This window comes from Streptomyces sp. NPDC012769, from assembly GCF_042901205.1.
Classification (GTDB): domain Bacteria; phylum Actinomycetota; class Actinomycetes; order Streptomycetales; family Streptomycetaceae; genus Streptomyces.
In genome coordinates, this window is record NZ_JBIBCP010000002.1 from 197,062 (window position 1) to 219,086 (window position 22,025).

20 protein-coding genes and 1 tRNA gene are annotated in these 22,025 nt (G+C 72.8%); 8 read left to right on the forward strand and 13 right to left on the reverse strand.

Annotation, left to right across the window (positions count from 1 at the left end):
- Window positions 1–10: 10 nt before the first annotated feature.
- Window positions 11–604 carry a histidine phosphatase family protein gene (locus ACFY7C_RS09750; RefSeq protein ID WP_389646531.1) on the forward strand — a complete coding sequence of 198 codons (594 nt, stop codon included), beginning with the start codon at window positions 11–13 and terminating at the stop codon, window positions 602–604.
- A gap of 35 nt (window positions 605–639) precedes the next feature.
- On the opposite strand, the gene ACFY7C_RS09755 is transcribed toward ACFY7C_RS09750, so the two are convergent.
- Window positions 640–1,929: a tetratricopeptide repeat protein gene (locus tag ACFY7C_RS09755; RefSeq protein WP_389646534.1), complete on the reverse strand. Its 1,290-nt coding sequence runs from the start codon at window positions 1,927–1,929 to the stop codon at window positions 640–642.
- Between the two features lie 223 nt (window positions 1,930–2,152).
- On the opposite strand from ACFY7C_RS09755, the gene ACFY7C_RS09760 reads away from it, so the two are divergent.
- Both ACFY7C_RS09760 and ACFY7C_RS09765 read left to right on the forward strand, forming a co-directional pair.
- Window positions 2,153–2,635, forward strand: coding sequence for a hypothetical protein (locus tag ACFY7C_RS09760; RefSeq protein WP_389646537.1), 483 nt, complete (start codon window positions 2,153–2,155; stop codon window positions 2,633–2,635).
- A 95-nt stretch (window positions 2,636–2,730) separates the two neighbouring features.
- On the forward strand, window positions 2,731–3,597 hold the full coding sequence (locus ACFY7C_RS09765; protein WP_389646540.1) for a spermidine synthase: 867 nt from the start codon (window positions 2,731–2,733) through the stop codon (window positions 3,595–3,597).
- An 18-nt stretch (window positions 3,598–3,615) separates the two neighbouring features.
- Here the strand turns inward: ACFY7C_RS09765 and ACFY7C_RS09770 are convergent, their stop codons facing one another.
- Window positions 3,616–4,185, reverse strand: coding sequence for a hypothetical protein (locus ACFY7C_RS09770; protein WP_389646542.1), 570 nt, complete (start codon window positions 4,183–4,185; stop codon window positions 3,616–3,618).
- 34 nt (window positions 4,186–4,219) lie between these two features.
- Between ACFY7C_RS09770 and ACFY7C_RS09775 the strand changes: the two genes are divergently transcribed.
- The 3 genes from ACFY7C_RS09775 to ACFY7C_RS09785 all read left to right on the forward strand — a co-directional run bounded on the left by ACFY7C_RS09775 (window position 4,220) and on the right by ACFY7C_RS09785 (window position 8,001).
- Window positions 4,220–4,930 (forward strand): response regulator transcription factor, encoded by a 711-nt coding sequence (locus tag ACFY7C_RS09775; protein WP_389646544.1) that lies wholly within the window; start codon window positions 4,220–4,222, stop codon window positions 4,928–4,930.
- The gene (locus ACFY7C_RS09780) at window positions 4,927–6,330 is read left to right on the forward strand and encodes an ATP-binding protein (RefSeq protein WP_389646546.1); all 1,404 of its coding nucleotides are present in this window, start codon (window positions 4,927–4,929) and stop codon (window positions 6,328–6,330) included. Before ACFY7C_RS09775 ends, ACFY7C_RS09780 begins: the two co-directional genes overlap by 4 nt.
- Window positions 6,331–6,498: 168 nt before the next feature.
- Window positions 6,499–8,001 (forward strand): cellulose binding domain-containing protein, encoded by a 1,503-nt coding sequence (locus ACFY7C_RS09785; protein ID WP_389646548.1) that lies wholly within the window; start codon window positions 6,499–6,501, stop codon window positions 7,999–8,001.
- A gap of 84 nt (window positions 8,002–8,085) precedes the next feature.
- Here the strand turns inward: ACFY7C_RS09785 and ACFY7C_RS09790 are convergent, their stop codons facing one another.
- From ACFY7C_RS09790 to ACFY7C_RS09830, 9 genes are all read right to left on the reverse strand, one after another.
- Complete coding sequence (locus tag ACFY7C_RS09790) at window positions 8,086–9,732, reverse strand: bifunctional aspartate transaminase/aspartate 4-decarboxylase (protein ID WP_389646550.1); 1,647 nt, start codon at window positions 9,730–9,732, stop codon at window positions 8,086–8,088.
- Window positions 9,733–9,787: 55 nt separating this feature from the next.
- The gene (gene aspT / locus ACFY7C_RS09795) at window positions 9,788–11,470 is read right to left on the reverse strand and encodes an aspartate-alanine antiporter (protein ID WP_389646553.1); all 1,683 of its coding nucleotides are present in this window, start codon (window positions 11,468–11,470) and stop codon (window positions 9,788–9,790) included.
- 138 nt (window positions 11,471–11,608) lie between these two features.
- Entirely contained in the window at window positions 11,609–12,433 is an 825-nt protein-coding gene (locus ACFY7C_RS09800; RefSeq protein ID WP_389646556.1) for a carbohydrate ABC transporter permease, read from the reverse strand.
- The gene (locus tag ACFY7C_RS09805; RefSeq protein WP_389649424.1) at window positions 12,433–13,434 is read right to left on the reverse strand and encodes a carbohydrate ABC transporter permease; all 1,002 of its coding nucleotides are present in this window, start codon (window positions 13,432–13,434) and stop codon (window positions 12,433–12,435) included. The genes ACFY7C_RS09800 and ACFY7C_RS09805 overlap by 1 nt, the downstream gene beginning before the upstream one ends.
- 14 nt (window positions 13,435–13,448) lie before the next feature.
- Window positions 13,449–14,759 carry an ABC transporter substrate-binding protein gene (locus ACFY7C_RS09810; RefSeq protein WP_389646558.1) on the reverse strand — a complete coding sequence of 437 codons (1,311 nt, stop codon included), beginning with the start codon at window positions 14,757–14,759 and terminating at the stop codon, window positions 13,449–13,451.
- 269 nt (window positions 14,760–15,028) lie between these two features.
- A tRNA-His gene (locus ACFY7C_RS09815) sits at window positions 15,029–15,101 on the reverse strand.
- 117 nt (window positions 15,102–15,218) lie between these two features.
- Entirely contained in the window at window positions 15,219–15,833 is a 615-nt protein-coding gene (gene orn / locus ACFY7C_RS09820) for an oligoribonuclease (protein ID WP_389646561.1), read from the reverse strand.
- Between the two features lie 127 nt (window positions 15,834–15,960).
- Complete coding sequence (locus ACFY7C_RS09825) at window positions 15,961–17,139, reverse strand: helix-turn-helix domain-containing protein (RefSeq protein ID WP_389646565.1); 1,179 nt, start codon at window positions 17,137–17,139, stop codon at window positions 15,961–15,963.
- 307 nt (window positions 17,140–17,446) lie between these two features.
- The gene (locus tag ACFY7C_RS09830) at window positions 17,447–18,004 is read right to left on the reverse strand and encodes a hypothetical protein (protein ID WP_389646568.1); all 558 of its coding nucleotides are present in this window, start codon (window positions 18,002–18,004) and stop codon (window positions 17,447–17,449) included.
- A gap of 345 nt (window positions 18,005–18,349) precedes the next feature.
- On the opposite strand from ACFY7C_RS09830, the gene ACFY7C_RS09835 reads away from it, so the two are divergent.
- Both ACFY7C_RS09835 and ACFY7C_RS09840 read left to right on the forward strand, forming a co-directional pair.
- Window positions 18,350–18,871 carry a universal stress protein gene (locus tag ACFY7C_RS09835; RefSeq protein WP_389646571.1) on the forward strand — a complete coding sequence of 174 codons (522 nt, stop codon included), beginning with the start codon at window positions 18,350–18,352 and terminating at the stop codon, window positions 18,869–18,871.
- 185 nt (window positions 18,872–19,056) lie between these two features.
- On the forward strand, window positions 19,057–19,620 hold the full coding sequence (locus ACFY7C_RS09840) for a GPR1/FUN34/YaaH family transporter (RefSeq protein WP_389646574.1): 564 nt from the start codon (window positions 19,057–19,059) through the stop codon (window positions 19,618–19,620).
- Between the two features lie 132 nt (window positions 19,621–19,752).
- Here the strand turns inward: ACFY7C_RS09840 and glmS are convergent, their stop codons facing one another.
- Both glmS and ACFY7C_RS09850 read right to left on the reverse strand, forming a co-directional pair.
- The gene (gene glmS / locus ACFY7C_RS09845) at window positions 19,753–21,570 is read right to left on the reverse strand and encodes a glutamine--fructose-6-phosphate transaminase (isomerizing) (protein WP_389646577.1); all 1,818 of its coding nucleotides are present in this window, start codon (window positions 21,568–21,570) and stop codon (window positions 19,753–19,755) included.
- A 58-nt stretch (window positions 21,571–21,628) separates the two neighbouring features.
- Window positions 21,629–21,904 (reverse strand): hypothetical protein, encoded by a 276-nt coding sequence (locus tag ACFY7C_RS09850; RefSeq protein ID WP_345488104.1) that lies wholly within the window; start codon window positions 21,902–21,904, stop codon window positions 21,629–21,631.
- Window positions 21,905–22,025 lie beyond the last annotated feature (121 nt).

A 22,025-nucleotide genomic window follows, 5' to 3' on the forward strand; every position in this document is an offset into this window, starting at 1 on the left:
GAGAGCCTTCATGGCACCGCGCATCCTGCTCGCCCGGCACGGCCAGACCGAGTGGTCGCTGCTCGGCCGTCACACCGGCAGGACCGACATCCCTCTGCTCGACGAGGGCCGGCGCGGCGCGAAGCTGCTCGGCGAGCGCCTCGGGCGCGGGCCGTGGGCCGGACTCGACGGCGTCGAGGTGCGCACCAGCCCGCTGGTGCGGGCCCGGGAGACCTGCGAGCTGGCCGGTTTCGGCGAGCGCGCGCGGAACTGGGACGCGCTGATGGAGTGGGACTACGGCGCCTACGAGGGTCTGACCCCGGCGCAGATCCAGGAGCTCCGCCCGGGCTGGCTCATCTGGCGCGACGGCGTCCCGGAGGGAGAGTCCCGTGCGGAGGTCTCGGCCCGCGCCGACGAGGTGGTGGAGTGGGCTCGCTCGGCCGACCGTGACGTCCTCGTCTTCGCCCACGGTCACATCCTGCGCACCATAGGCGCCCGCTGGCTCGGCGAGGACATCTCCTTCGGCGCCCGCATCCGCCTCGACCCGACCAGCCTGTCGGTCCTGGGCTGGGCGTACGGCGCGCCGGCCGTCGAGCGCTGGAACGACACCGGGCACCTGGAGTAGCCGACCCGGGCCGCCTGCGGCGGTGAGCCCGGGGGTCAGTAGGCGGCGAGGACCCGGCGGGTCTCCGACAACATCCTGCGGATACGGGCGGATTCGACGCCGTCGAGGGAGTCCTCCACGCGCTGGACCTCCGCCGCGGCCTCCTCGGGCCGGCCCGCGTGGGCGAGGTCGCCGGCGAGCTGGGCCCGGTAGAGGGCGAGGTTGCGGGCGAAGTGCGGGTTCTGCAGGACCGTGGCGCGGTGGGCGTGGCGGGCCGCGCGGGACCAGTCGCCCAGCAGCGACCAGCACTGCGCCTCCAGGGCCTCCAGTTCCGGCTCGCCGAAGAAGGTCATCCACTCGGGGTCGCGGTCGTCGGGGCCCCGCTCGAAGAAGGCGTGGGCGCGGCCCAGGGCCTGGGCGCAGGCGGAGCGGTCGCCGAGACCGGCCCAGGCTCCGGCCTCCCGCAGGGTGAGCAGGGCGAGCAGCCGGGCCGAGGCGAGCGGCTGAGCGGCCCGCAGCCCGGCCTGGGCGGCCCGGACCGCCTCCCGGTAGCGCCCCGAGTCCCTGGCCAGGAACGACGTGTTGCAGAAGGCGTGCGCCTCGAGCGCCGCGTCCCCGGCCACCCGGGCGGTGGCCAGCGCCTCGGCGTAGTGGGAGCGGGCGTCGTCGAGGCGGCCCGAGTCATGGGCGAGCCAGCCGACGGAGATGGCCAGCTCGCCGGCGCCGTGATGCAGCCGGTCGGCGGTGGAGCGGCGGGCGGTGACGCCCGCGTCGAGCAGGGCGTAGGCCGTGCGGAGGGGCTGGGTGGCCCGGCGGTAGAGGCCGTCGGCACCGTGCCGGTCGTCGAGCAGCCGGATCTGCCGTACCGCGTCCTCCACGGCGCGGACCTCGGCGTCGCCGACACGGTGGGCGCCCCGGGGGGCGGGGACGGCGGCCGCGGGGCCGCCGAGTCCCAGCGAGGCGGCCGCCACGGTGACGGTGCCGCCGGTCATGAATGCGCGACGCAGCACGTCGCTCTCCTCATCGTTCCGGGTGGTGATGGCGAGGGGCGGTGGCGATCCGGCCGCCACGGCGGCCGGCCGCCGGCCGCGCACGGCCTCCCGCGCCGAGAACCCCAGGTCCGCAAGGCCGAGTCCGGGGAACATGTGCAGGAAGACCCGCTCGTACGCGTAGTTCGGGCAGCGGATCTCGCCCGCCTCCACGCGCCCGATGTAGCGGGCGTCGCATGCGACCTGCTCGCCGATCTCCCGTGCCGCCCGGCGGACGAGCGCGGCGAACTCCGCCGGGGAGCGCTGTCCGCGGAGTCGGCGGAAGGCGAGATTGGGAACTGCCCGTGACAACGCCATGGCCGAGCCCTCTCCTGGTGCTGCCGGTGTTCCGGCGGGGCAAGAACGTACCTGCTGTGACCGGTCGCGCACGCAGGGTTTGGCAACAAATCGGATATCTCGCCCGCGATCTGCCATGAACTGCCATCCTTTGCGGCGGCGTGCCGCCGTAGCCGTTGACGCGTAGGGGCGTTGAACCATGCGGAGAGACGGAACGTGTCTCCTCAGGAGCGAGGAGGGTCCCATGGTGGAGACCGAAGCGATCGGGGTGGCCGGATCGCAGTCGACCGAGCGGCACGCGCCCACGCAGGACGCCAGCGCGTCCCCCGCACCCCCCGTGAACCGCGCCTTCGTCGGCGAGCCCTGTGACCTGGTGACCGTCCCGGCCCGGCAGGGCCTGGAGGCCGTGGACATCCTGCGCCGCGGCGGCGCTCCCGCGGTCGGCCCCGTGCTGCACGACGGCGCCTGCGACACGCTCGGCTTCCTGGTGCCGCCCGGCACGGCGGCCGCCTGGGACATGCCGGGCAGCGCCTGTACGCGGACGGACGGCCGGGGACTGCGGCTGCCGGAACTGCCGGAGCTCCCCGGCCCGGACGGCGCCACCCCCCGCCCCGCCGACTGGCTGCTGCCGCCCGGCGACACCGGCCAGGTCACCGACCCCACCATGCTCCGCGAGGCCCTGGGCCAGGCCGCCCGACTGATCGAGGCGGCGGACGGCTGCCACTAGGGGGCGATCCCGAAGACAGGCCCTTGACCGGGCCGAGGCCGTGCTCCACGGACGTCGTCGGGCGGGTGATTTCCCGATGCGCCGATAATGGGCTCGTGGCAAGGAACAAGCAGCGGGAACGGGTGGCGGGAGCCGCCGCGGTCGTCGAGACCGTCGACGGGGGTCTCGCCGAACTCATACCCGACCGGGAGCGCCCCCGCGGGTGGACGCTGCTCATCGACGGCGCCCCGCAGTCGCACGTCGACCTCGACGACCCCGCCCATCTCTCCTTCGAGTACCAGCGGCGCCTCGGCCACATCGCCGACCTCGCCGCCCCGCCGAACAAGCCGATCCAGGTCGTGCACCTCGGCGGCGGCGCCTTCACCCTCGCCCGGTACGTCGCGGCCACCCGCCCGCGCTCCACCCAGCAGATCGTCGAACTCGACGCCCCCCTGGTGCAGCTGGTCCGCCGCGAGCTGCCGCTCGACGCCGCCGCCCGGATCCGGGTCCGCTCCACCGACGCCCGCGCCGGGCTCGGCAAGGTGCAGGACGGCTGGGCGGACCTGATCATCGCCGACGTCTTCAGCGGGGCCCGTACCCCCGCGCATCTCACCAGTACGGAGTTCCTGGCCGAGGTACGGCGGGTGCTGCGGCCCGGCGGCTTCTACGCGGCCAACCTCGCCGACGGTCCGCCGCTGGCCCATCTGCGCGGCCAGATCGCCACCGCCGCCACCGTCTTCCCCGAACTCGCGCTCGCCGCCGACCCGACCGTGCTGCGCGGGCGCCGCTTCGGCAACGCCGTCCTGCTCGCCTCGGACCGGGAGCTGCCGGTGGCCGAGCTGACCCGGCGGGTGGCGACCGACCCCCACCCGGGGCGGGTCGAGCACGGGCGGGCGCTGGCCGACTTCACGGGCGGCGCGACGCCGGTCACCGACGCGAGCGCCAAGCCCTCTCCCGTACCGCCGCCGGCCGTCTTCCGCTGAGCCACGGCCGGCGGTCGGTCAGCGCTCCTCGATCTGCACGCGGGGCGCCGTGTCGTGCCACACGCAGAAGACGGAGATCTCCCGGCCGTCCTTGGTGAAGGTCACCCGGATCCAGGTCGGCTGCTTCCACACCTGCATCTGCCAGCCCGACCCGGGCGTGGCGGAGACCAGCTCGGCGGAGGAGGGCCCGAGGTCGAACACGACCCGGCCGCCGTCCGTGCCGTAGCTCTTGACATCACCGGAGCCGCCCGAGCCGCTGCCGGGGCTGCTCGTCGCCGGTTTCGGGCTCGCGGTGCGGGGCGACGGGGTGGCGGACGGTGACGTGGAGGGGCGGGCGGTGCTCGGTGACGCCGACGGGGGCGTGGAGGAGGGCCGGGCGCTGTGCGTCGAGGAGGCCAGGGGGTCGGCGACGGTGCCGCCGGACCCGGGCGCGGCCGTGGTGCCGGACGGGATGGGCAGGGCGCGCGGCGGGTCGTAGACCGTGCCGGCCAGCACCGTGTGCACGCCCCACCAGGAGAGCGTGACCGCCGCGCCCGTGGCGAGCGACCACGCCAGCGCGTGAACCAGTCCTCTTCGCATCCGGCTCATCCTGCCATCCCCCGAATGGCGTACGGTGCCGCCCATGGCAAGTGTGCTCGTGGTCGAGGACGACCAGTTCGTGCGCTCCGCCCTCATCCGGCACCTGACCGAGGCCTCACACACCGTGAGGAGCGTCGGCACGGCCCTGGAGGCGCTGCGCGAGGTCGCCCATCTCCGTTTCGACGTGGTCATCCTGGACCTCGGACTGCCCGATCTGGACGGTGCCGAGGCGCTGAAGATGCTGCGCGGGATCACCGACGTGCCGGTGATCATCGCGACCGCCCGCGACGACGAGACCGAGATCGTCCGGCTGCTCAACGACGGGGCGGACGACTACCTGACCAAGCCGTTCTCGGTGGAGCACCTGTCCGCCCGGATGGCGGCCGTGCTGCGGCGGGCCCGGTCGGCGGCGGGGGAGGCGCCGCCCTCCCGGGAGATCCGGGTCGGGGGCCTCGCCATCGACCCGCTGCGGCGCCAGGCGGTGCTCGACGGGAACGCGCTGGACCTGACCCGCCGGGAGTTCGACCTGCTGGCCTTCCTCGCCGGCCGGCCGGGGGTGGTCGTCTCGCGCAAGGAGCTGCTCGCCGAGGTGTGGCAGCAGTCGTACGGCGACGACCAGACCATCGACGTCCATCTGTCGTGGCTGCGACGGAAGCTCGGCGAGACGGCCGCCCGGCCGCGCTATCTGCACACCCTGCGCGGGGTGGGCGTGAAACTGGAGCCGCCCGTGGAGCACCTGGAGCGCCGGCCGTGAGATGGGCGCTCGTCAAGGTGTCGCTCGCGGTGACCGCCATGGTGGTGATCGCGTTCGCGGTGCCCCTCGGTCTCGTGGTCAAGGAGATGGCCCGCGACCGGGCCTTCTCCAACGCCGAGCGGCGTGCCGCCGGCCTCGCGCCGGTCCTCGCCATCACCACCGACCGCGAACAGCTGGAGCGGGCCGTCGCCACCACCGACGACGGGGCCGAGGGCCGGCTCGCCGTGCACCTCCCGGCGCCCGGCGAACCGGGCGGCAGGGGTGCGGAGATCGGCACCCGCCGGGTCAGCGACGAGGACCTGGCCACGACCCGGGCCCTTGGCCGGGCGACCATCGCCGAGGTGCCGGGCGGCTCCGCGCTGCTCCAGCCCACCGCGGTCAGCTCCGGGCAGGTCGCCGTGGTCGAACTCTTCGTGCCCGAGGGCGAGGTCAGCAACGGCGTCGCCACCGCCTGGCTGGTCCTGGCCGCGGTCGGCGTGGCCCTGATCGTCGGCTCCGTGGCCGTCGCCGACCGGCTCGGTCTGCGGATGGTCCAGCCCGCCCAGCGGCTCGCCCGCGCCGCCCACGAGCTGGGCGAGGGCAGACTGGGCGCCCGGGTCCGCGAGGAGGGGCCGCCGGAGCTCAAGTCGGCCGCCGTCGCCTTCAACTCGATGGCCGACCAGGTCGTCCAGCTCCTCGCCAACGAGCGGGAGCTGGCCGCCGACCTCTCCCACCGGCTGCGCACCCCGCTGACCGTGCTGCGGCTCAACGCGGCCTCGCTGGGCTCGGGTCCCGCGGCGGACCAGACCCGGGCCGCGGTGGAGCAGCTGGAGCGCGAGGTCGACACCATCATCCGTACCGCCCGGGAGGCGAAGCCCCAGACCCAGCCCACCGTCGCCGTCGCCGGCTGCGACGCCTCCGAGGTGGTGCGCGAGCGGATGGCCTTCTGGTCGGCCCTCGCCGAGGACGAGGACCGCAAGGTACGGGTCGCGGGGCTGGAACGCCCGGTGCGCATCCCGGTCGCGCGGCCCGAACTCGTGGCGGCCCTCGACGCCCTGCTCGGCAACGTCTTCCGGCACACCCCGGAGGGCACCGCCTTCTCGGTGGACCTCCACAACGGCGACGACGCGGTGATCATCCTGGTCTCGGACGCGGGTCCCGGCATCGCCGACCCCGCCGCCGCGCTGGCCCGCGGGGCGGGCAGCGGCCGGGACGGCTCCACCGGGCTCGGCCTCGACATCGTGCGGCGGATGGCGGAGTCCACCGGCGGCGACGTGCGGATCGGGCACTCGGTGCTCGGCGGCACCGAGGTCCGCATCTGGATCGGCCTGGACGGCCGCCGCGCGGGCGGCGACGGGAGCCGCCGCGGCCGCCGGGCGGAGTCCGGCCCGGCCCGCCGCGCCCGCCGCCAGAAGGTCTGACCGCCCCGGACGGCGGGCCAACCTTTAATCGTTCCGATGGCTTCCTTAAGCGGAGCCTAAGGATCCTCAACAGGGGCCTCCGCATAGGCATTTGTCCGTTTCCCTGTCGCTAGCGTGCTGCCGCACCCCCTCCCCACCCCCACCCCGGCACACAGAGGCAGGCACGCGATGGGCAGCAACGCGCAGCGCACTTCACACCGGCGCAAGGCCGGCGGCAGGACCAAGGTCGTCGGTGCGGTGGTCGCCGCCGCGGTGATCGGCGGCGCGGCCTTCGCGTTCTCGGGCACCGCCCAGGCCTCGGACGTCGGCGCCGCCTACACCAGGACCAGCTCCTGGGTCGGCGGCTACACCGGCCAGTACGTGATCACCAACGAGACCTCCAGCGTCCAGTCGGGGGGCTGGACGCTGGAGTTCGACCTGCCCGAGGGCACCACGATCGGCTCCCTCTGGAACGGCGAGCACACCGTCTCCGGCCGCCACGTCACCGTGAAGCCCGCGAGCTGGAACAAGGAGCTCGCCCCCGGCCAGTCCGTCACCGTCGGCTTCGTGACCTCCGCCTCCGGCGCGGCCGGCGACCCGGTCGACTGCCTCATCAACAAGGCCGCCTGCTCCGCCGGTGGAGCCACCCCCACGCCCGGCGGCCGCCCCACCGGGCAACCCACCCGGACCCCCGCGCCCACGCCCACCGCCACCGGCACGGCGACCGCGAGCCCCACCCCCACCAGGACCGCCGCGCCCACCCCGACCGCGACGGCCACCACGCCCCCCGCGCCCGGCACGGCCGCCCGCTACGCCCCGTACGTCGACACCTCCCTCTACCCCTCCTACGACCTGCTCTCCACCGCCGACCGGACCGGCGTGAAGGAGTTCAACCTCGCCTTCATCACCTCCGGCGGCGGCTGCGCCCCGCTGTGGGGCGGCGTCACCGACCTCGCCTCCGACAAGGTGGCCGCCCAGATCGGCGCCCTGCGGGCCAGGGGCGGTGACGTCCGGGTCTCCTTCGGCGGCGCCGCCGGCCACGAACTGGCCCTGAACTGCTCCTCGTCCACGGCCCTCGCCGCCGCCTACGGCAAGGTCATCGACCACTACGAGCTCACCAAGGTCGACTTCGACGTCGAGGGCGCCGCCCTGCCGGACACCGCCGCCAACACCCGCCGCGCCCAGGCCATCGCCCAGCTCCAGAAGTCCCACCCGGGCCTGAACGTCTCCTTCACCCTGCCGGTCATGCCCGAGGGCCTGACCCAGCCCGGTGTCGACCTGCTCGCCGACGCCAGGAGGAACGGGGTCCGGGTGGACGCCGTGAACATCATGGCGATGGACTACGGACCGGCCTACAGCGGCGACATGGGCCAGTACGCGATCTCGGCGGCGACCGCGACCCACGCCCAGATCAAGGGCGTCCTCGGCCTGTCCGACGCGGCCGCGTGGAAGGCCGTCGCCGTCACCCCCATGATCGGGGTCAACGACGTCACCTCCGAGGTCTTCAGGGTCGACGACGCCACCCAGCTCGTCGACTTCGCGAAGTCCAAGGGCATCGGCTGGCTGTCGATGTGGTCCTCGACCCGTGACAAGCAGTGCGCGGCCGGAGCGGTGAATTACGCGGACGCCACCTGCTCCTCGATCCTCCAGCAGCCGCTCGCCTTCACCAAGGCCTTCGCCGCCTACCAGTAGCCCGGCGACCCCCAGGCCCCCCACACCGCGCGCTCCGGCCGGAGCCGACCCCACCGCCGGCCGGGGCGCGCTCCTCCTCCCGCGCTAGCGCGACGCCCGCCACTCCTCCGCGTAGTCGTTGAAGATCGCCCGCAGATGGTGGCCGATCTTCAGGTAGTCCAGGTCGTCCAGGTTCGCCAGCGACACCCGCACCGACCACTGAGGCCCGTCGAAGCCGCCGCCGTTGAGCAGCACCACGCGGGTCTGCTCGGCCAGCCGGAACAGCGGGTCCACCGGCTCGTAGTTCTTCTCCAGGAAGTCCGCGAAATCCTTGCCGTGCACCCGCTCGGCCTCCGCGAGCAGGTCCAGCTCGATGTAGTAGCCCGCCCGCTTGTCGTCCTCGGCGATCTTCATCTGGGCGCCTTCGAGGAGCAGGTCGAGCCTCCGGCGCACGATCCCGCGGATGCGCTCCTTGTACGCCCGGCCCTCCTCCAGCATGTCGAAGAGCGAGAAGAGGGTCATCATGACCTGCTGCGGCAGCGACAGCCCGGCCGTGTGGTTCAGCGCCACCTGCCGTGAGTCCGCGACCAGCCGGTCGATGAAACGGATCTTCGACGGTTCCAGCGACAGCGTGCCGTACCGCTTGTCCAGCCGCTCCTTCTCCGCCGCCGGCAGCTCCGCGATCATCCGGTCGATCACGTTGTCGTCGTTGAGCCCGATCACCCCGAGCCGCCAGCCCGTGGCCCCGTAGTGCTTGGAGTACGAGTAGACGAGCAGCGTGTTGTGCGGCAGCTCGGCGGCCAGCGAGCGGAAACCGGGCACGAAGGTGCCGTAGACGTCGTCCGTCACGATCACCAGGTCGCGGTTGGCGGTCGCGACGATCTCCTTGATCTGCCGCGCGACCCGCTCGCTGAGGGCGAGCGACGGCGGGTTGGACGGGTTGACCAGGCAGAGCAGTCTGATCGAGGGATCCGCCAGCTTGGCGACCTCCTCGGGCGGATAGCGCCACTCGCGCACGCCCGTCTCCGCGAAGAGCGACGCCTCGATCTGGACGACCTCGAACTCGTACGTGTCGAGCTCGGGGATCTCGATGTACGGCGTGAACACCGGCACCATCAGGGCGATCCTGTCGCCCTTCCTCAGGATCCCGTTCTTCACCAGCGAGTCGAAGACGTAGCACATGGCGGCGGTGCCGCCCTCGGTCGCGAAGTACGACATCGTGCCGGCCGGCGGCCGCCCGTCGAACAGCTCGTCCTCCACATAGCCGCGCACGATCCGCTCGGTGTGGGCGAGGATCCGGTCCGGCACCGGGTAGTTGTCGCCGATCGAGCTGTCGGTGAGCTCGTGCACGAAGGCGTCCTTGTCGAAGCCGAAGCGCTCCACCGCGTACGCGACGCACCTCTGGAGGAGTTCGATCCCCGGCAGGTCCGGGTGCCGCCGTACGAAGGTGTCGAAGCGCGCGCCCGCGCTGGCCTGCTCGGGCATGCCGCCCAGGTCGTCGGCGGTCCAGACGCGGCGCGACTCGGAGAGCGAGAAGTAGCCGAGCGCGTAGAACGCCTCGCGGGGGCCGGTCGCCGTCCAGTTCGGGTTGCCCCGGCCCGCGTTGAGCATCTGGACCTGGGCCCTGCCCTTCTGGCCGGGCTCGTCGGCCTGCGCCGAGGTGGCGATCTTGATGAACTTGTCCTTCAGCTCGAAGGGCGAGAGCTGCGCGAAGGACTTGATCTCGTCACGGGTGAAGCGGGTCTTGGGCACGGGCGGAACTCCCTCGGGAGAAGCGGAGGATCTACAGGACCGGATCGGCGGTGGCCTAGGCCCCGAGGACGCCGACGAGGAGCGGGCCGGTCAGCGGGAGCAGGAAGTTGGACAGGGCGTAGGTGATCGTGTAACCGAGCATCGGCACCGAGCTCTGCGCGACCTGGGTGACCGAGGTGATCGCCGGCGTCGAGCACTGCTGGCCCGCGATGGCGCCGATGAGCAGCGGCGGCTCGATCCGCAGCAGCCTGCGCCCGATGACCAGGGAGAGGGTCGCGGGCACGAGGACCATCGCGACGCCCGCGACCGGGAGCAGCGCGCCGTACTCCTTGAGCAGCGGCCAGGCCTGCGGGCCGGAGACGAGACCGGTGCAGGCGATGAAGACCGCGAGGCCCATGTCCTTCAGCGTGGTCGCGGCCTGCGGCGGGAAGGCTCCGAAGGTCTGGCTGCGGGAGCGGAACCAGCCGAAGAGCAGGCCGGAGATCAGACAGCCGCCGCCGGTGCCGAGCGACAGCGGCACGTCGCCGAGCTTCACCACGATCTGGCCGATCAGCGAGCCGACCGCGATGCCGGCGCCGAGGTAGATGAAGTCGGTGGCGTCGTTCTTCACCACCGAGCCGATCTTCGCCACCAGCCGGCCGAGACCGGAGCGGGCGCCGACCAGGGTGAGCACGTCGCCGCGCTGGACGATCGTGTCGGGGTTGGCGGGCAGCATCTGGTCGCCGCGGAGCACCTCGGTGACGTAGACGCCGCTGGTGGCGAACTCCGGGTGCTCCTTCTGCAGCCCGTCGAGGGACTTGCCGGAGACGGAGGTGTCGGTGAGGGAGACCTGGGTGGTGGCGAGCGGGGTGTCCAGGCCGGGGACCGCGGGGGTCTCGGGGCCGATGATCCGCCCGGCCTCGATGATGTTGGCCCGTCGGCCGACGGTCAGGATCAGGTCGGACAGGGTGAGTTCGAAGTCCGGCGGCGGGGGAGTGAGCACCTGGCTGCCGCGCTTGACCGCCTCGATCGTGATCCGGTCGCCGAGCGAGGACTCCAGGTCGCGGACCGTGCGGCCGTCGGCCTGGGTGACGAGGAAGGTGCGGCCGACCATGCCCGGCAGTGCCTCGCGCTCGTCGGACTCCAGGCCGCCGCTGCCGCCGCGCATCCGCTCCCACAGTTCGCGCGAGGCGTCGCGGAGGTTGATCCGCAGGATCATCGGCATGAGCTGGCTGGTGTAGATCACGATGGTGACCAGGCCGAAGAGGTAGCAGACGGTGTACGCGGTGGCCACATGGCCCTGATAGGTGCTGATCTGCTCGGCCGTCAGGCCGTCCAGCTTGCCGATGGCCTCGGTGGCGGTGCCGACCACGGCGGACTCGGTGGCGGCGCCGGCGAGGATGCCGGAGGCGGTGCCGACGTCGAGGTCGAAGGCCTTGGCGAGTCCGTAGGCGATGCCGACCACGCACACGAGCTCGATGCCGCAGAGCGCGAAGAAGCGCAGGCTCTTGCGGTTGAGGTTGGCGAAGAACTGCGGACCGGCCATGTAGCCGAGGGCGAAGATGAAGATCGCGAAGAAGACGGTCTTGACGTCACCGTCGACCTGGACCTTGGTCCAGGCGCCGAGGAGGAGCGAGACGATGAGGGTCCCGCAGATGCCGCCGAGGGTGATGGGGCCGACCCGCAGCTTGCCGACGAGATAACCGGCGCCGAGGCAGAGGAACACGGCCAGTTCGGGATGGTCCTTGATCACTCCCACGCGGCCTCACCGCGTCCGAAGGGGAAGAATGTGAATATATGTGACATAAGTGGACGCTAACAGGGGCGTACGGGACGGGCTGCCCGCCTCGGCCGAACGAGTGACCGGCCTTCAGGTGTACGAGGCGCGTCAGGCGCCTCAGCCCTTCACCGCGCCCCGCATGACCCCGCCCACGATCTGCCGCCCGAGGACCGCGAACACCACCAGCAGCGGCACCGTCCCGAGCAGCGCCCCCGCCATCACCACCGACTGGTCCGGGATGTAGCCCCGGCCGAGCCCGGTCAGCGCCACCTGCACCGTCGGACTGCCCGTCTGCGTCAGCACGAGCACCGGCCAGAAGAAGTCGTTCCAGGCCGCCACGAACGACAGCGTGCCGAGCACCGCCATCGCCGGCCGCGCCGCCGGGAACACCACGTGCCACACCACCCGCAGCGCCCCCGCCCCGTCCACCCGGGCCGCCTCCACCAGCTCGGCCGGCAGCGCCCGCAGCAGGTGCTGGCGCATGAAGAACACCCCGAACGCCGACACCAGGCCCGGCAGGATCACCGCCTGCAGCTCGTCCGTCCAGCGCAGCCGCGCGACCAGCAGATACAGCGGCACCACTCCCAGCTGCGGCGGGATCAGCATCGTCCCCACCACCAGCGCGAGCAGCGCGCCCCGGAAGCGGAACCGCAGCCGGGCGAGGGCGAACCCGGCCAGCGTCGACACCAGGACCGTGCCCACCGCGACCGAGCCCGCCACCACCAGCGTGTTCGCGAGCGCCGCGCCCAGGTGGGCGTCGGTCCAGGCGATCTCCAGGTTGCGGGGCAGGTTCCGGCCGAAGCGCAGCGGGGGCGGGGTGTGCGCGAGCCGGGTCGTCGTCCGGGAGGCCGCGACCGCCGCCCACAGCAGCGGGAAGAGGGAGGCCGCGGCGAAGACGGCCAGGAGGGCGTACGTGCCCCAGCCGGCCCGTACCGTACGCATCAGGAATCCCTCCCGCGCCGTGCGAGCCGCACCGCCCCGAACAGGACGAGCAGGATCAGCAGCATCACCCAGGCGATCGCCGAGGCCCGCCCCAGGTGCAGATTCACCCACCCCTGCTCGTACAGATAGAGCCCGAGCGTCTGGAACTGGTGGTCCGCCCCGCCCGAGGCGCCCGCCCCGGCACCGAACAGCAGCGGCTCCCCGAACAGCTGGGTCGCCCCGATCGTGGACACGACCACGGTGAACACGATCGTGGGCCGCAGCCCCGGCAGGGTCACATGGACGAACTGCCGCCACCGCGAGGCACCGTCGAGCGCCGCCGCCTCGTAGAGCTCGCGCGGGACGGTCTGCATGGCGGCCAGATAGATCAGCGCGTTGTAGCCGGTCCACCGCCACACCACGATCGCCGAGACGGCGGCCTTGGAGGCCCACGGACCGTTCTGCCAGTCGACGGGCGCGAGCCCCACGGTCGTCAGCGACCAGTTGACCAGGCCGTGGTCCCGCCCGAAGAGCAGCGCGAAGACCAGCGTCGCCGCGGCCACCGAGGTGGCGTACGGCGCGAGCGCGACCACCCGGAAGAACGCCCGCCCCCGCAGCCGTACGTCGAGCAGATGCGCCACCGCGAGCGCGAGCAGCAGCTGCGGCACCGTCGACAGGACCCCGATCGCGAAGGTGTTGCCGAGCGCGTTCCAGAAGAACGGGTCGTCGAGCAGCCGTGTGTAGTTCCGCAGGCCCACCCACTCGGGGTGTTCCAGGTCGGTCAGTTCCACCCGGTGGAGGGAGGCCCAGCCGGTGTAGAGCAGCGGGAAGAGACCGAAGGCCCCGAAGAGCACGAAGAAGGGCGCGACATGCGCGTACGGAACCCAGGCCCGCCACGCCACCGCCCGGCGCCCCCTCGGCGCGGCGGGCGCGGGCACGGTTGCGGGAGCGGTTGCGGGCAGGGATACGGCCGCTGCGGTCGGATCGCCGGAAGCGCCCGTATCGGTGTCGGTGTCGGTCAGGTCGGCCACCGCCCTCACCGGTCCAGCGCGTTGTCGATCGACTCCAGGGCCGCCGCCCACGCCTCGGCCGGGTCGCGTCCCGCCTGGTCGACCTGGAGCATGCCGACGTCGGACAGGTGCTGGGCGACGAGGCCCTCCTTCGGGCCCACCGGCGCCGTCGGCACGCCCCGCGCCGCCGCCGTGAAGATCGCCCCCACCGGCGCGTCACCGAAGTACGGGTGGCGGGCGGCCGCCACGGCCGGCAGGGCGTGGGCGGCGGAGGCGCTCGGGAAGCTGCCGCGGAGCGCGAAGACCCGGGCCTGCTGGGCGGGGGCGGTCAGCCAGGCGGCCAGGCGGGCGGCCTCGGCCCGGTGCCGGCCGGTCCTGGGGACGACCAGGAAGGACCCGCCCCAGTTGCCCGGCCGGGGCGCCGCGGCCACGTCCCAGCGGCCCCTGCCCGCCGGGCCGGCCTTGTCCTGGATGTAGCCCAGCATCCAGGCCGGGCACGCCACGGTCGCGAAGGCGCCGTTCGCGAAGCCCTGGTCCCAGCCGGGCGTGAACTGCTGGAGCCGGGCGGTCAGTCCGTCACGGGCCATGGCGGCGGCGATGTCCCAGGCCTCCCGCACGGCCGGGTTGCCGCCGACGACGAGGGCGCCCCGCTCGTCGTAGAAGCGCAGGGGCCCGCTGCTGACGACCGCGGCCAGCACGCCGGACGCCGAGTCGGTGAACGCGGCACCGTCCGGGGTCCGATCGGCGTACCGCCGGCCCACGGCCAGGAACCGCCGCCAGTCCCCGGCCCACAGCCGTCCCACCGCCTCCCGCCCGGTCGGCAGCCCGGCCCGCTCGAACAGGTCCTTGCGGTAGCAGACGGCCTGCGGCCCGATGTCCGTGCCCAGCGCGACCGTACGGCCGTCGCGGCCCGTGCCCTGCGCCCACTTCCACGGCAGGAACGCCCGCCGGTCGACGCCCGGCACCCTGCCGAGGTCCATGAGCCGGTGCCCCTGGGTGGCGACCACCTCGGCGATGTTGCCGACCTCCACGGCCTGGACGTCGGCGAGGCCGGAGTCCGTGACGAGATGGGTCAGGAGCTGCGGGTAGTAGTTCTCGTTGCGCTCGATGGAGGTCTGGCGGACGGCGATGTCCGGGTGCAGCCGCATGTACGCGTCGTAGAGCCCGGCCTCCTTGAGGCCGAAGGAGCCGAAGACCCCGACGGTGAGCGTGACCGGCCGGTCGCCCGCGTCCGCCTCCCGCGCGTAGGACGCCCCGGGCGGATCGGTGGCGCAGCCCGCGGCGAGGAGCGCGCCCAGGAGCAGGGCGAGTGCGAGGGTGGGTGTGCGCCGCCACATGGGCCCCGACCGTAGCGCCGCTCACCGGCGCCTGCCGCGGGGGCGCGGGCGTCACCGGGCCGCGCCACCCGCACGGGTGAGCCGGGTGAGCCGGGGTGAGCCGGGCCGGGCGATCGGCCGGCCCGGCGGCGGGTGCCCGATCCCTCTCGGCGGGCACCGCTGGTACGTGCTGCGTCACAGTGCGTCGGGGTGCTTCGCGAACGGTCACCTCTGGTGATCACGGAAAAGGCCCCGTTCGGCGCATGCGCCGAACGGGGCCTTCTCTGAAGGGTGAGTAACGGGACTCGAACCCGCGACATCCTGGACCACAACCAGGTGCTCTACCAGCTGAGCTATACCCACCACGACCGGCGGTTTTCCCGAAGGTTTCCCCGACCGGCCGAGAAGAAGTCTACAGGGTCCGGGAGGGTGCTCGCGCACGCGTTTCCCCGAAGGGGTCCGACGCGCGCGAGCGGGTCCCTACGCGGGGTGCGTCAGCCCGGGGATGACGTGCCGGGCCGCGATCTGCTTCGCGGTGTCCGAGTCGGGGCCGGGCTGCGGGACGAAGATCGCCTCGCGGTAGTAGCGGAGCTCGGCGATGGACTCGCGGATGTCGGCGAGTGCCCGGTGGTTGCCGTTCTTCTCCGGACTGTTGAAGTACGCCCTCGGGTACCAGCGGCGGGCCAGCTCCTTGACCGAGGAGACATCGACGATCCGGTAATGGAGGTGGCTCTCCAGGGCCGGCATGTCACGGGCGAGGAAGCCGCGGTCGGTGGAGACCGAGTTCCCGCACAGCGGAGCCTTCCCGGGCTCCTTGACGTGTTCGCGGATATACGCGAGCACCTGGGCCTCGGCGTCGGCGAGGGTGGTGCCCTCGGCGAGCGCGTCGAGCAGACCGGAGGCCGTGTGCATCTGGCGCACGATCTCCGGCATGGTCTCCAGGGCCGCGTCCGGCGGGCGGATCACGATGTCCACCCCTTCGCCGAGCACGTTCAGGTCCGAGTCGGTGACCAGCGCGGCCACCTCGATGAGTGCGTCGTCCGTCAGCGAGAGCCCGGTCATCTCGCAGTCGATCCACACCATGCGATCGTTCATGCGTCCTACCTTATGGCCGACGGACCCTTATGGCCGACGGACGGCCGAAGGCCCCTCCGGGGAGGTGTCCCGGAGGGGCCTTCGGTTTCCGACATGCGCGGCTTGTGGCTCGCGCGGTCCGGTGCGCCTACGGCGCGCTGCGCTGACCCGGCAGGGCCGGGCGGCCGGGGGCGAAGACGTCCGAGGCCGGTTTGCCGTGGTCCAGCGGGTGGCCGGGGCGGCGGGCGCCCGCCGGGACCTGGGCCTGCGCCGGCACCATCGCGTCGAGGACCGCCGTGCCGCCCTCGCCCTGCGGACGCCTGGCCCGGTACGCGGCCCGGTAGGCGGCCGGCGAGGAGCCGAGCTGGCGCCGGAAGTGCCCGCGCAGCGCCACCGGGGACCGGAAGCCGCAACGGCCGGCGACCTCGTCGACGGAGTAGTCGGAGGTCTCCAGGAGCCGCTGTGCCTGGAGCACCCGCTGGGTGATCAGCCACTGCAGCGGCGCCGAGCCCGTCAGCGAGCGGAAGCGGCGGTCGAAGGTCCGCCGTGACATGTACGCACGGGCCGCCAGGGTCTCCACGTCGAACTGCTCGTGGAGGTGCTCCAGGGCCCAGGCGACGACCTCGGCCAGCGGGTCGGCGCCGATCTCCTCGGGTAAAGACCTGTCGAGGTAGCGCTCCTGACCGCCGCTGCGCCGCGGCGGGACGACCAGCCGGCGCGCCAGGGCGCCCGCGGCCTCCGTGCCGTGGTCGGTCCGCACGATGTGCAGGCACAGGTCGATCCCGGCCGCGGTGCCCGCCGAGGTCAGCACGTCGCCGTCGTCGACGAAGAGCTCCCGCGGGTCCACGTGGACCGAGGGGTAGCGCTTGGCGAGCGTCGGCGCGTACATCCAGTGCGTGGTCGCCGGGCGGCCGTCGAGCAGCCCGGCCGCGGCGAGGACGAACGCGCCGGTGCACAGACCGACGATGCGCGCGCCCTCCTCGTGCGCCCGGCGGAGCGCTTCGAGCGCCTCCGGGGGCGGCGGCGAGGTGATCGAGCGCCAGGCGGGCACGACGACGGTGCCGGCCCGGCTGATGGCCTCGAGGCCGTACGGTGCGGTGAGTTCGAGCCCGCCTGTGGTCCGCAGGGGGCCGTCCTCGCCGGCGCATACGAGCAGCCGGTAGCGGGGCACGCCCGCGTCCTGCCGGTCGATGCCGAAAACGGAGAGCGGGATGGAGCTCTCGAAGATGGGGCCACCGCTGAACAGCAGTACCGCGACGACTTCGCGACGGCGGCGCCCGGACAGCTTCCGTGCCGCCTCCGGTGCGGCGGAGTGGTCCTGGCTCATGACGCTAAGCCCCCCTCGGTGTTGGCGTCTCCCTGGTCGTGTCGCTGTGCCACGTTTCCCCTCGGTTTTGCACGAGACCCCAGTCTTCGGTACCCATGATCGAATCTACTGCGTCCCGTGGCGCCGGCGTGACAAGTTCTCCTTCCGGCACATTGTCGACAAGGCCACTTGGCGCGAAGCTTTCGATCGCCGCGCACGGCCCAGGACGGCGATGCCTGGCCGTACGCGGGTCAAGCGGGCTCCGGCCAAGGACGCGCCGAGCGATGGAACTTGGCCGAAAACATACGGGATCGGCTGTGCGACCCTGTCAACTCCGCGAGTGGTTCCCGGCCGCGCGGGGGCGACCGCGCCCGCCGTACGACCCGGTCCGGACCCCGGCGTGCGCCTCGGCGCGCAGCCCGCGCTCGGCCCGGCGCAGCAGCACCCGGCAGACGGCCGTCACGGCGACGAGCCCGAGGGCCGCGCCGGCCGCGCCGCCCACGGACGTCCCGTAGACGAGGAGGACGACCGGGACGAGGACGCAGGCGAAGGCCGCCCAGCGCACCACCTCGCTCGCCGTGTCCGGCCCCGCCGGCCCGCCCGGGCCACCCGGACCGCCCGGCGCCCCCTGCTCGCCCGGCCCCGCCGTTCCCGCGGGCTCCGGCGCCCGGCGGCGTCCGCGCGGCCCGGGGGCCCGGCCCGCCGGGGCGGTGCCGGGCGCCACGAAGACGGCGGTGACGGTCTGGGCGGAGGCGAGCTCCGCGGCGCGGCTCGCGGTGGCGCGGTTCGAGGCGCGGCCGGTGGCGGAGCCGGAGGAGGGGAGGGTGTCGGGGTGCGTGGCGGGGTGCGTGTCGGTGTCGGTGTCGATGGGCGACGGTGCGGGCACGGGCGAACTCCCTGCGACGGTGGCGTGACCTGTGGGAACGAGGAGCGGAACGTTCCGGTCACTGCGCGGGGCGTCCGTTTGGCCCCCGTACGGACATCTGTAGGGCACATCCGGCATTGCGCTACGGCGCGGGGCTCGTGCATGCTCCCTGGAACGCCGTACGGACCCTGCTGCGGCGTCGCTGAGGGGCAGCTACCGAGGCCCTGGGCACGAGAGGAGTGTCGCCGTACCCTTGGGGGTATGGGCTTGGGAAGATGATTCCCGGACACAGCTCCGACGCCACCCGTTGTTCCGCTCCCCGTCCTTTCCGTCCCTCCCAAGAGGACCCTCTTCGCCGAGACACCGATGGCCGGTCACGAAATCCCCGAACCCGCGGACCGCAAGCGCGTCGCCGACTCCACGGTCGACCCCCTCGCGGTGGAACAGCCCCGTCACGCCTGCGACCCGGCCTTCCGGCACGGAGTGGTCGTCGGATTCGACGGCTCCACGTCCAGTGAGCGCGCCCTCGCGTACGCCATCGGCATGGCCCGCCGCTCCGGCTCCGGCCTGATCATCGTGCACGTCGCCAACCGGCTGCCCACCACCGTGTGGGCCGGTTGCGAGCCGCCCGTCTTCGTCGACGTGCCGGACCACCGCACCGAGGTCCTCGGCCTGGAGCTCGCCTGCGCCGAACACCTCTCCGAGGTCCCCTGGATCCTCGTCGAGCGCGGCGGCGACATCTGCCACGAGCTGGAGGAGGTCGGCCGGGAGTACGCGGCCGACGCGATCGTGGTCGGCTCCACGCACGGCATCGTCGGGCGGATCTTCGGCTCGGTGGCCGGGCGCCTCGCGCGGCGCGCCCAGCGCCCCGTCGTCGTCATCCCGTAACCACCGCCGTCACGACCGTCCACCGCCCCAGGGGCGTCACACGCCTCCGCTCTCCCTCCCAACTCCCTTGATACGGCCATAATTTCGGCCTTCCTCAGGTGAATTGTGCGCTTGTGAAGGGTACATAAAGTCCACCGGAACACAGCAGCCCAAGCAGCACGACGCACACCTGAAGGGAGCCCGCCGTGGACAACGAAGTCGCCGCGGGAAACACCACCGCCACGCTCGGACGCCTCGCACTCGGACTGACCCTGCTCGCCTTCGGCCTCGGCTCCACCGGCGTGATCGACCACGTCGGCGCGGCGGACGCGGCCGGCCTCGCGACCTGGGTCGGCGGTGTGGCCCTGTTCCTCGTCGGCCTGCTCGCCCTGCGCGCGGGCAACACCGCCGAGGGCACGGCCTCGACGGCGCTCGGCGCCTTCTGGTTCACCTGGGGCACCGGCGTCGGCGACGGCGGCTCGGCCGAGGCCGCCGGTCTGTTCCTGCTGCTGTGGGCGCTGCTCGCGCTCACCCTGACCGCGGCCGCGAAGGGCGGCGGTCTCCTCGGCCAGGGCGTCCCCGGGCTGCTGTTCGTCGCCCTGCTGCTCATGGGCATAGGCGCCCTCGCCGACAACGCGGGCCTGGGCAAGGCCGGCGGCTGGGTCGCCGCGGTGGCGGGCCTCGCGGCCTGGTACGGCGCGACGGCGGCGGTGGCCGGCTGGCCGACCTCCCTGGCCCGCCGCTCCCGCGGCCCGGCGACGGCCGCCTGAGCCGGAGAGCCGTAACGGCGTGAAAAAGCGGTCCCCTCGCTCCTGGGAAGCGTGGGGACCGCTTTCGTGTCCGGTCGACGCCGGGGGACAGGCCCGGCGTGCGGCGTCCGGGGGACAGGCCCGGACCCTCCGCTACTCGACCGTGACGGACTTGGCCAGGTTGCGCGGCTTGTCGATGTCGCGGCCCATGGCGAGCGCCGTGTGGTAGGCGAGGAGCTGGAGCGGGATGCCCATCAGGATGGGGTCGAGCTCGTCCTCGTTCTTCGGCACGACGATGGTGTGGTCGGCCTTCTCCTGCGGCTGGTGGGCGACCGCGAGGATGCGGCCGCTGCGGGCCTTGATCTCCTCCAGGGCGGCGCGGTTCTTCTCCAGCAGGTCGTCGTCGGGGACGATGGCGACCGTCGGCAGGGCCGGCTCGATGAGGGCGAGCGGGCCGTGCTTCAGCTCGGAGGCCGGGTAGGCCTCGGCGTGGATGTAGGAGATCTCCTTCAGCTTGAGGGAGGCCTCCAGGGCGACCGGGTAGCCCCGGACACGGCCGATGAACATCATCGACTGGGCGCCGGCGTACTCCTGGGCCAGCTTCTTGATCTCGTCCTCGGTCTTGAGGATCTCCTCGATCTGGCCGGGCAGCTTGCGCAGGCCCTCGATGATCCGCTTGCCGTCGGTGACGGACAGGTCGCGGATGCGGCCGAGGTGCAGGGCGAGCAGCGCGAAGGCGACCACCGTGTTGGTGAAGCACTTGGTGGAGACGACGCAGACCTCGGGGCCGGCGTGGACGTAGACGCCGCCGTCGGCCTCGCGGGCGATGGCCGAGCCGACCACGTTGACGACGCCGAGGACGCGGGCGCCCTTGCGCTTGAGCTCCTGGACGGCGGCCAGCACGTCGTAGGTCTCGCCGGACTGGGAGACGGCGATGTAGAGGGTGTCGGGGTCCACGACCGGGTTGCGGTAGCGGAACTCGGAGGCCGGCTCGGCGTCGGCCGGGATGCGGGCCATGCCCTCGATGAGGGACGCGCCGATGAGACCGGCGTGGTACGAGGTGCCGCAGCCGAGGATCTTGATGCGGCGGATGGAGCGGGCCTCGCGGGCGTCCAGGTTGAGGCCGCCGAGGTGCACGGTGGAGAAGCGGTCGTCGATCCGGCCGCGCAGCACGCGGTCGACCGCGTCGGGCTGCTCGGAGATCTCCTTGTGCATGTACGTGTCGTGGCCGCCCATGTCGTAGGAGGCGGCCTCCCACTCGACGGTCTCCGGGGTGGCGGTGGTGGACGCGCCCGTCGTCGTGTACGTGCGGAAGTCGTCGGCCTTGAGGGTGGCCATCTCGCCGTCGTCGAGGGTGACGACCTGGCGGGTGTGGGTGACGAGGGCGGCGACGTCGGAGGCGACGAACATCTCCTTCTCGCCGATGCCGAGGACGACCGGGGAGCCGTTGCGGGCCACCACGATGCGGTCGTTGAAGTCGGCGTGCATGACGGCGATGCCGTAGGTGCCCTCGATGTGCTTGAGCGCCTCGCGGACCTTCTCCTCCAGGGAGTCGGCCTGGGAGCGGGCGATGAGGTGGGTGATGACCTCGGTGTCGGTCTCGGAGGCGAAGACGACGCCGTCGGCCTCCAGCTTGGCGCGCAGCTCGGCCGCGTTGTCGACGATGCCGTTGTGGACGACGGCGACCTTGTTCTCGGGGTCGAGGTGCGGGTGGGCGTTGACGTCGCTCGGGGCGCCGTGGGTGGCCCAGCGGGTGTGCGCGATGCCGGTGGTGCCGGCGAAGCGCTTGGGGACCCGGGCCTCCAGGTCGCGGACGCGGCCCTTGGCCTTCACCATCTTCAGGCCGGCGGCCTTGGGGCTGGTGACGACGATGCCGGCGGAGTCGTAACCCCGGTACTCCAGCCGCTGCAGTCCTTCGAGGAGCAGGGGAGCCACGTCGCGCTTGCCGATGTAACCGACGATTCCGCACATAAAGGTGTCAGTCCTCCAGAGTCAGTGGGTGTGCCCGTCCGTCCGCTCGTGCGGAGGATCAGCCGTAGACGATGCGGCGCAGCTGCCGGAGGGAGAGCTCCGGTGGCGCCACGGCGCGGTGCGGCAGTTCGGCCGCGATCCGTTCGAAGATCTCGGCGTTCACCGAGCCGCCGGACTGGAGCTCGCGGTGGCGGCGCCGCACGAACTCCTCGGTCGACTCGTCGAAGTACGCCAGCACGTCGAGCACCACCCGGGCGGCCTCACCGCGCTGGAGCGCGGTGCTGCGGACCAGATGGTCGATGAGGTCGTCGTGCGACGGTCGGCGTTCGAGCACCCGTGAATATTGCGGGGTATCGGGAGGGCATTGCAAGAATCCTGCCCGATTTCGGGCAGTCGAGGTCTTGATCACACCCTCGAACGGTCCAATTGGTCTACACCTTGACCGGTGATGGGGC

Excerpts from the sequence above, each read along its gene's own strand:
- ACFY7C_RS09750 (WP_389646531.1), top strand. The coding sequence starts at position 11 with ATGGCACCGCGCATCCTGCTCGCCCGGCACGGCCAGACCGAGTGGTCG.
- ACFY7C_RS09755 (WP_389646534.1), bottom strand. The coding sequence starts at position 1,929 with ATGGCGTTGTCACGGGCAGTTCCCAATCTCGCCTTCCGCCGACTCCGC.
- ACFY7C_RS09760 (WP_389646537.1), top strand. The coding sequence starts at position 2,153 with ATGGTGGAGACCGAAGCGATCGGGGTGGCCGGATCGCAGTCGACCGAG.
- ACFY7C_RS09770 (WP_389646542.1), bottom strand. The coding sequence starts at position 4,185 with ATGAGCCGGATGCGAAGAGGACTGGTTCACGCGCTGGCGTGGTCGCTC.
- ACFY7C_RS09775 (WP_389646544.1), top strand. The coding sequence starts at position 4,220 with ATGGCAAGTGTGCTCGTGGTCGAGGACGACCAGTTCGTGCGCTCCGCC.
- ACFY7C_RS09785 (WP_389646548.1), top strand. The coding sequence starts at position 6,499 with ATGGGCAGCAACGCGCAGCGCACTTCACACCGGCGCAAGGCCGGCGGC.
- ACFY7C_RS09800 (WP_389646556.1), bottom strand. The coding sequence starts at position 12,433 with ATGCGTACGGTACGGGCCGGCTGGGGCACGTACGCCCTCCTGGCCGTC.
- ACFY7C_RS09810 (WP_389646558.1), bottom strand. The coding sequence starts at position 14,759 with ATGTGGCGGCGCACACCCACCCTCGCACTCGCCCTGCTCCTGGGCGCG.
- orn (WP_389646561.1), bottom strand. The coding sequence starts at position 15,833 with ATGAACGATCGCATGGTGTGGATCGACTGCGAGATGACCGGGCTCTCG.
- ACFY7C_RS09825 (WP_389646565.1), bottom strand. The coding sequence starts at position 17,139 with ATGAGCCAGGACCACTCCGCCGCACCGGAGGCGGCACGGAAGCTGTCC.
- ACFY7C_RS09835 (WP_389646571.1), top strand. The coding sequence starts at position 18,350 with ATGGCCGGTCACGAAATCCCCGAACCCGCGGACCGCAAGCGCGTCGCC.
- glmS (WP_389646577.1), bottom strand. The coding sequence starts at position 21,570 with ATGTGCGGAATCGTCGGTTACATCGGCAAGCGCGACGTGGCTCCCCTG.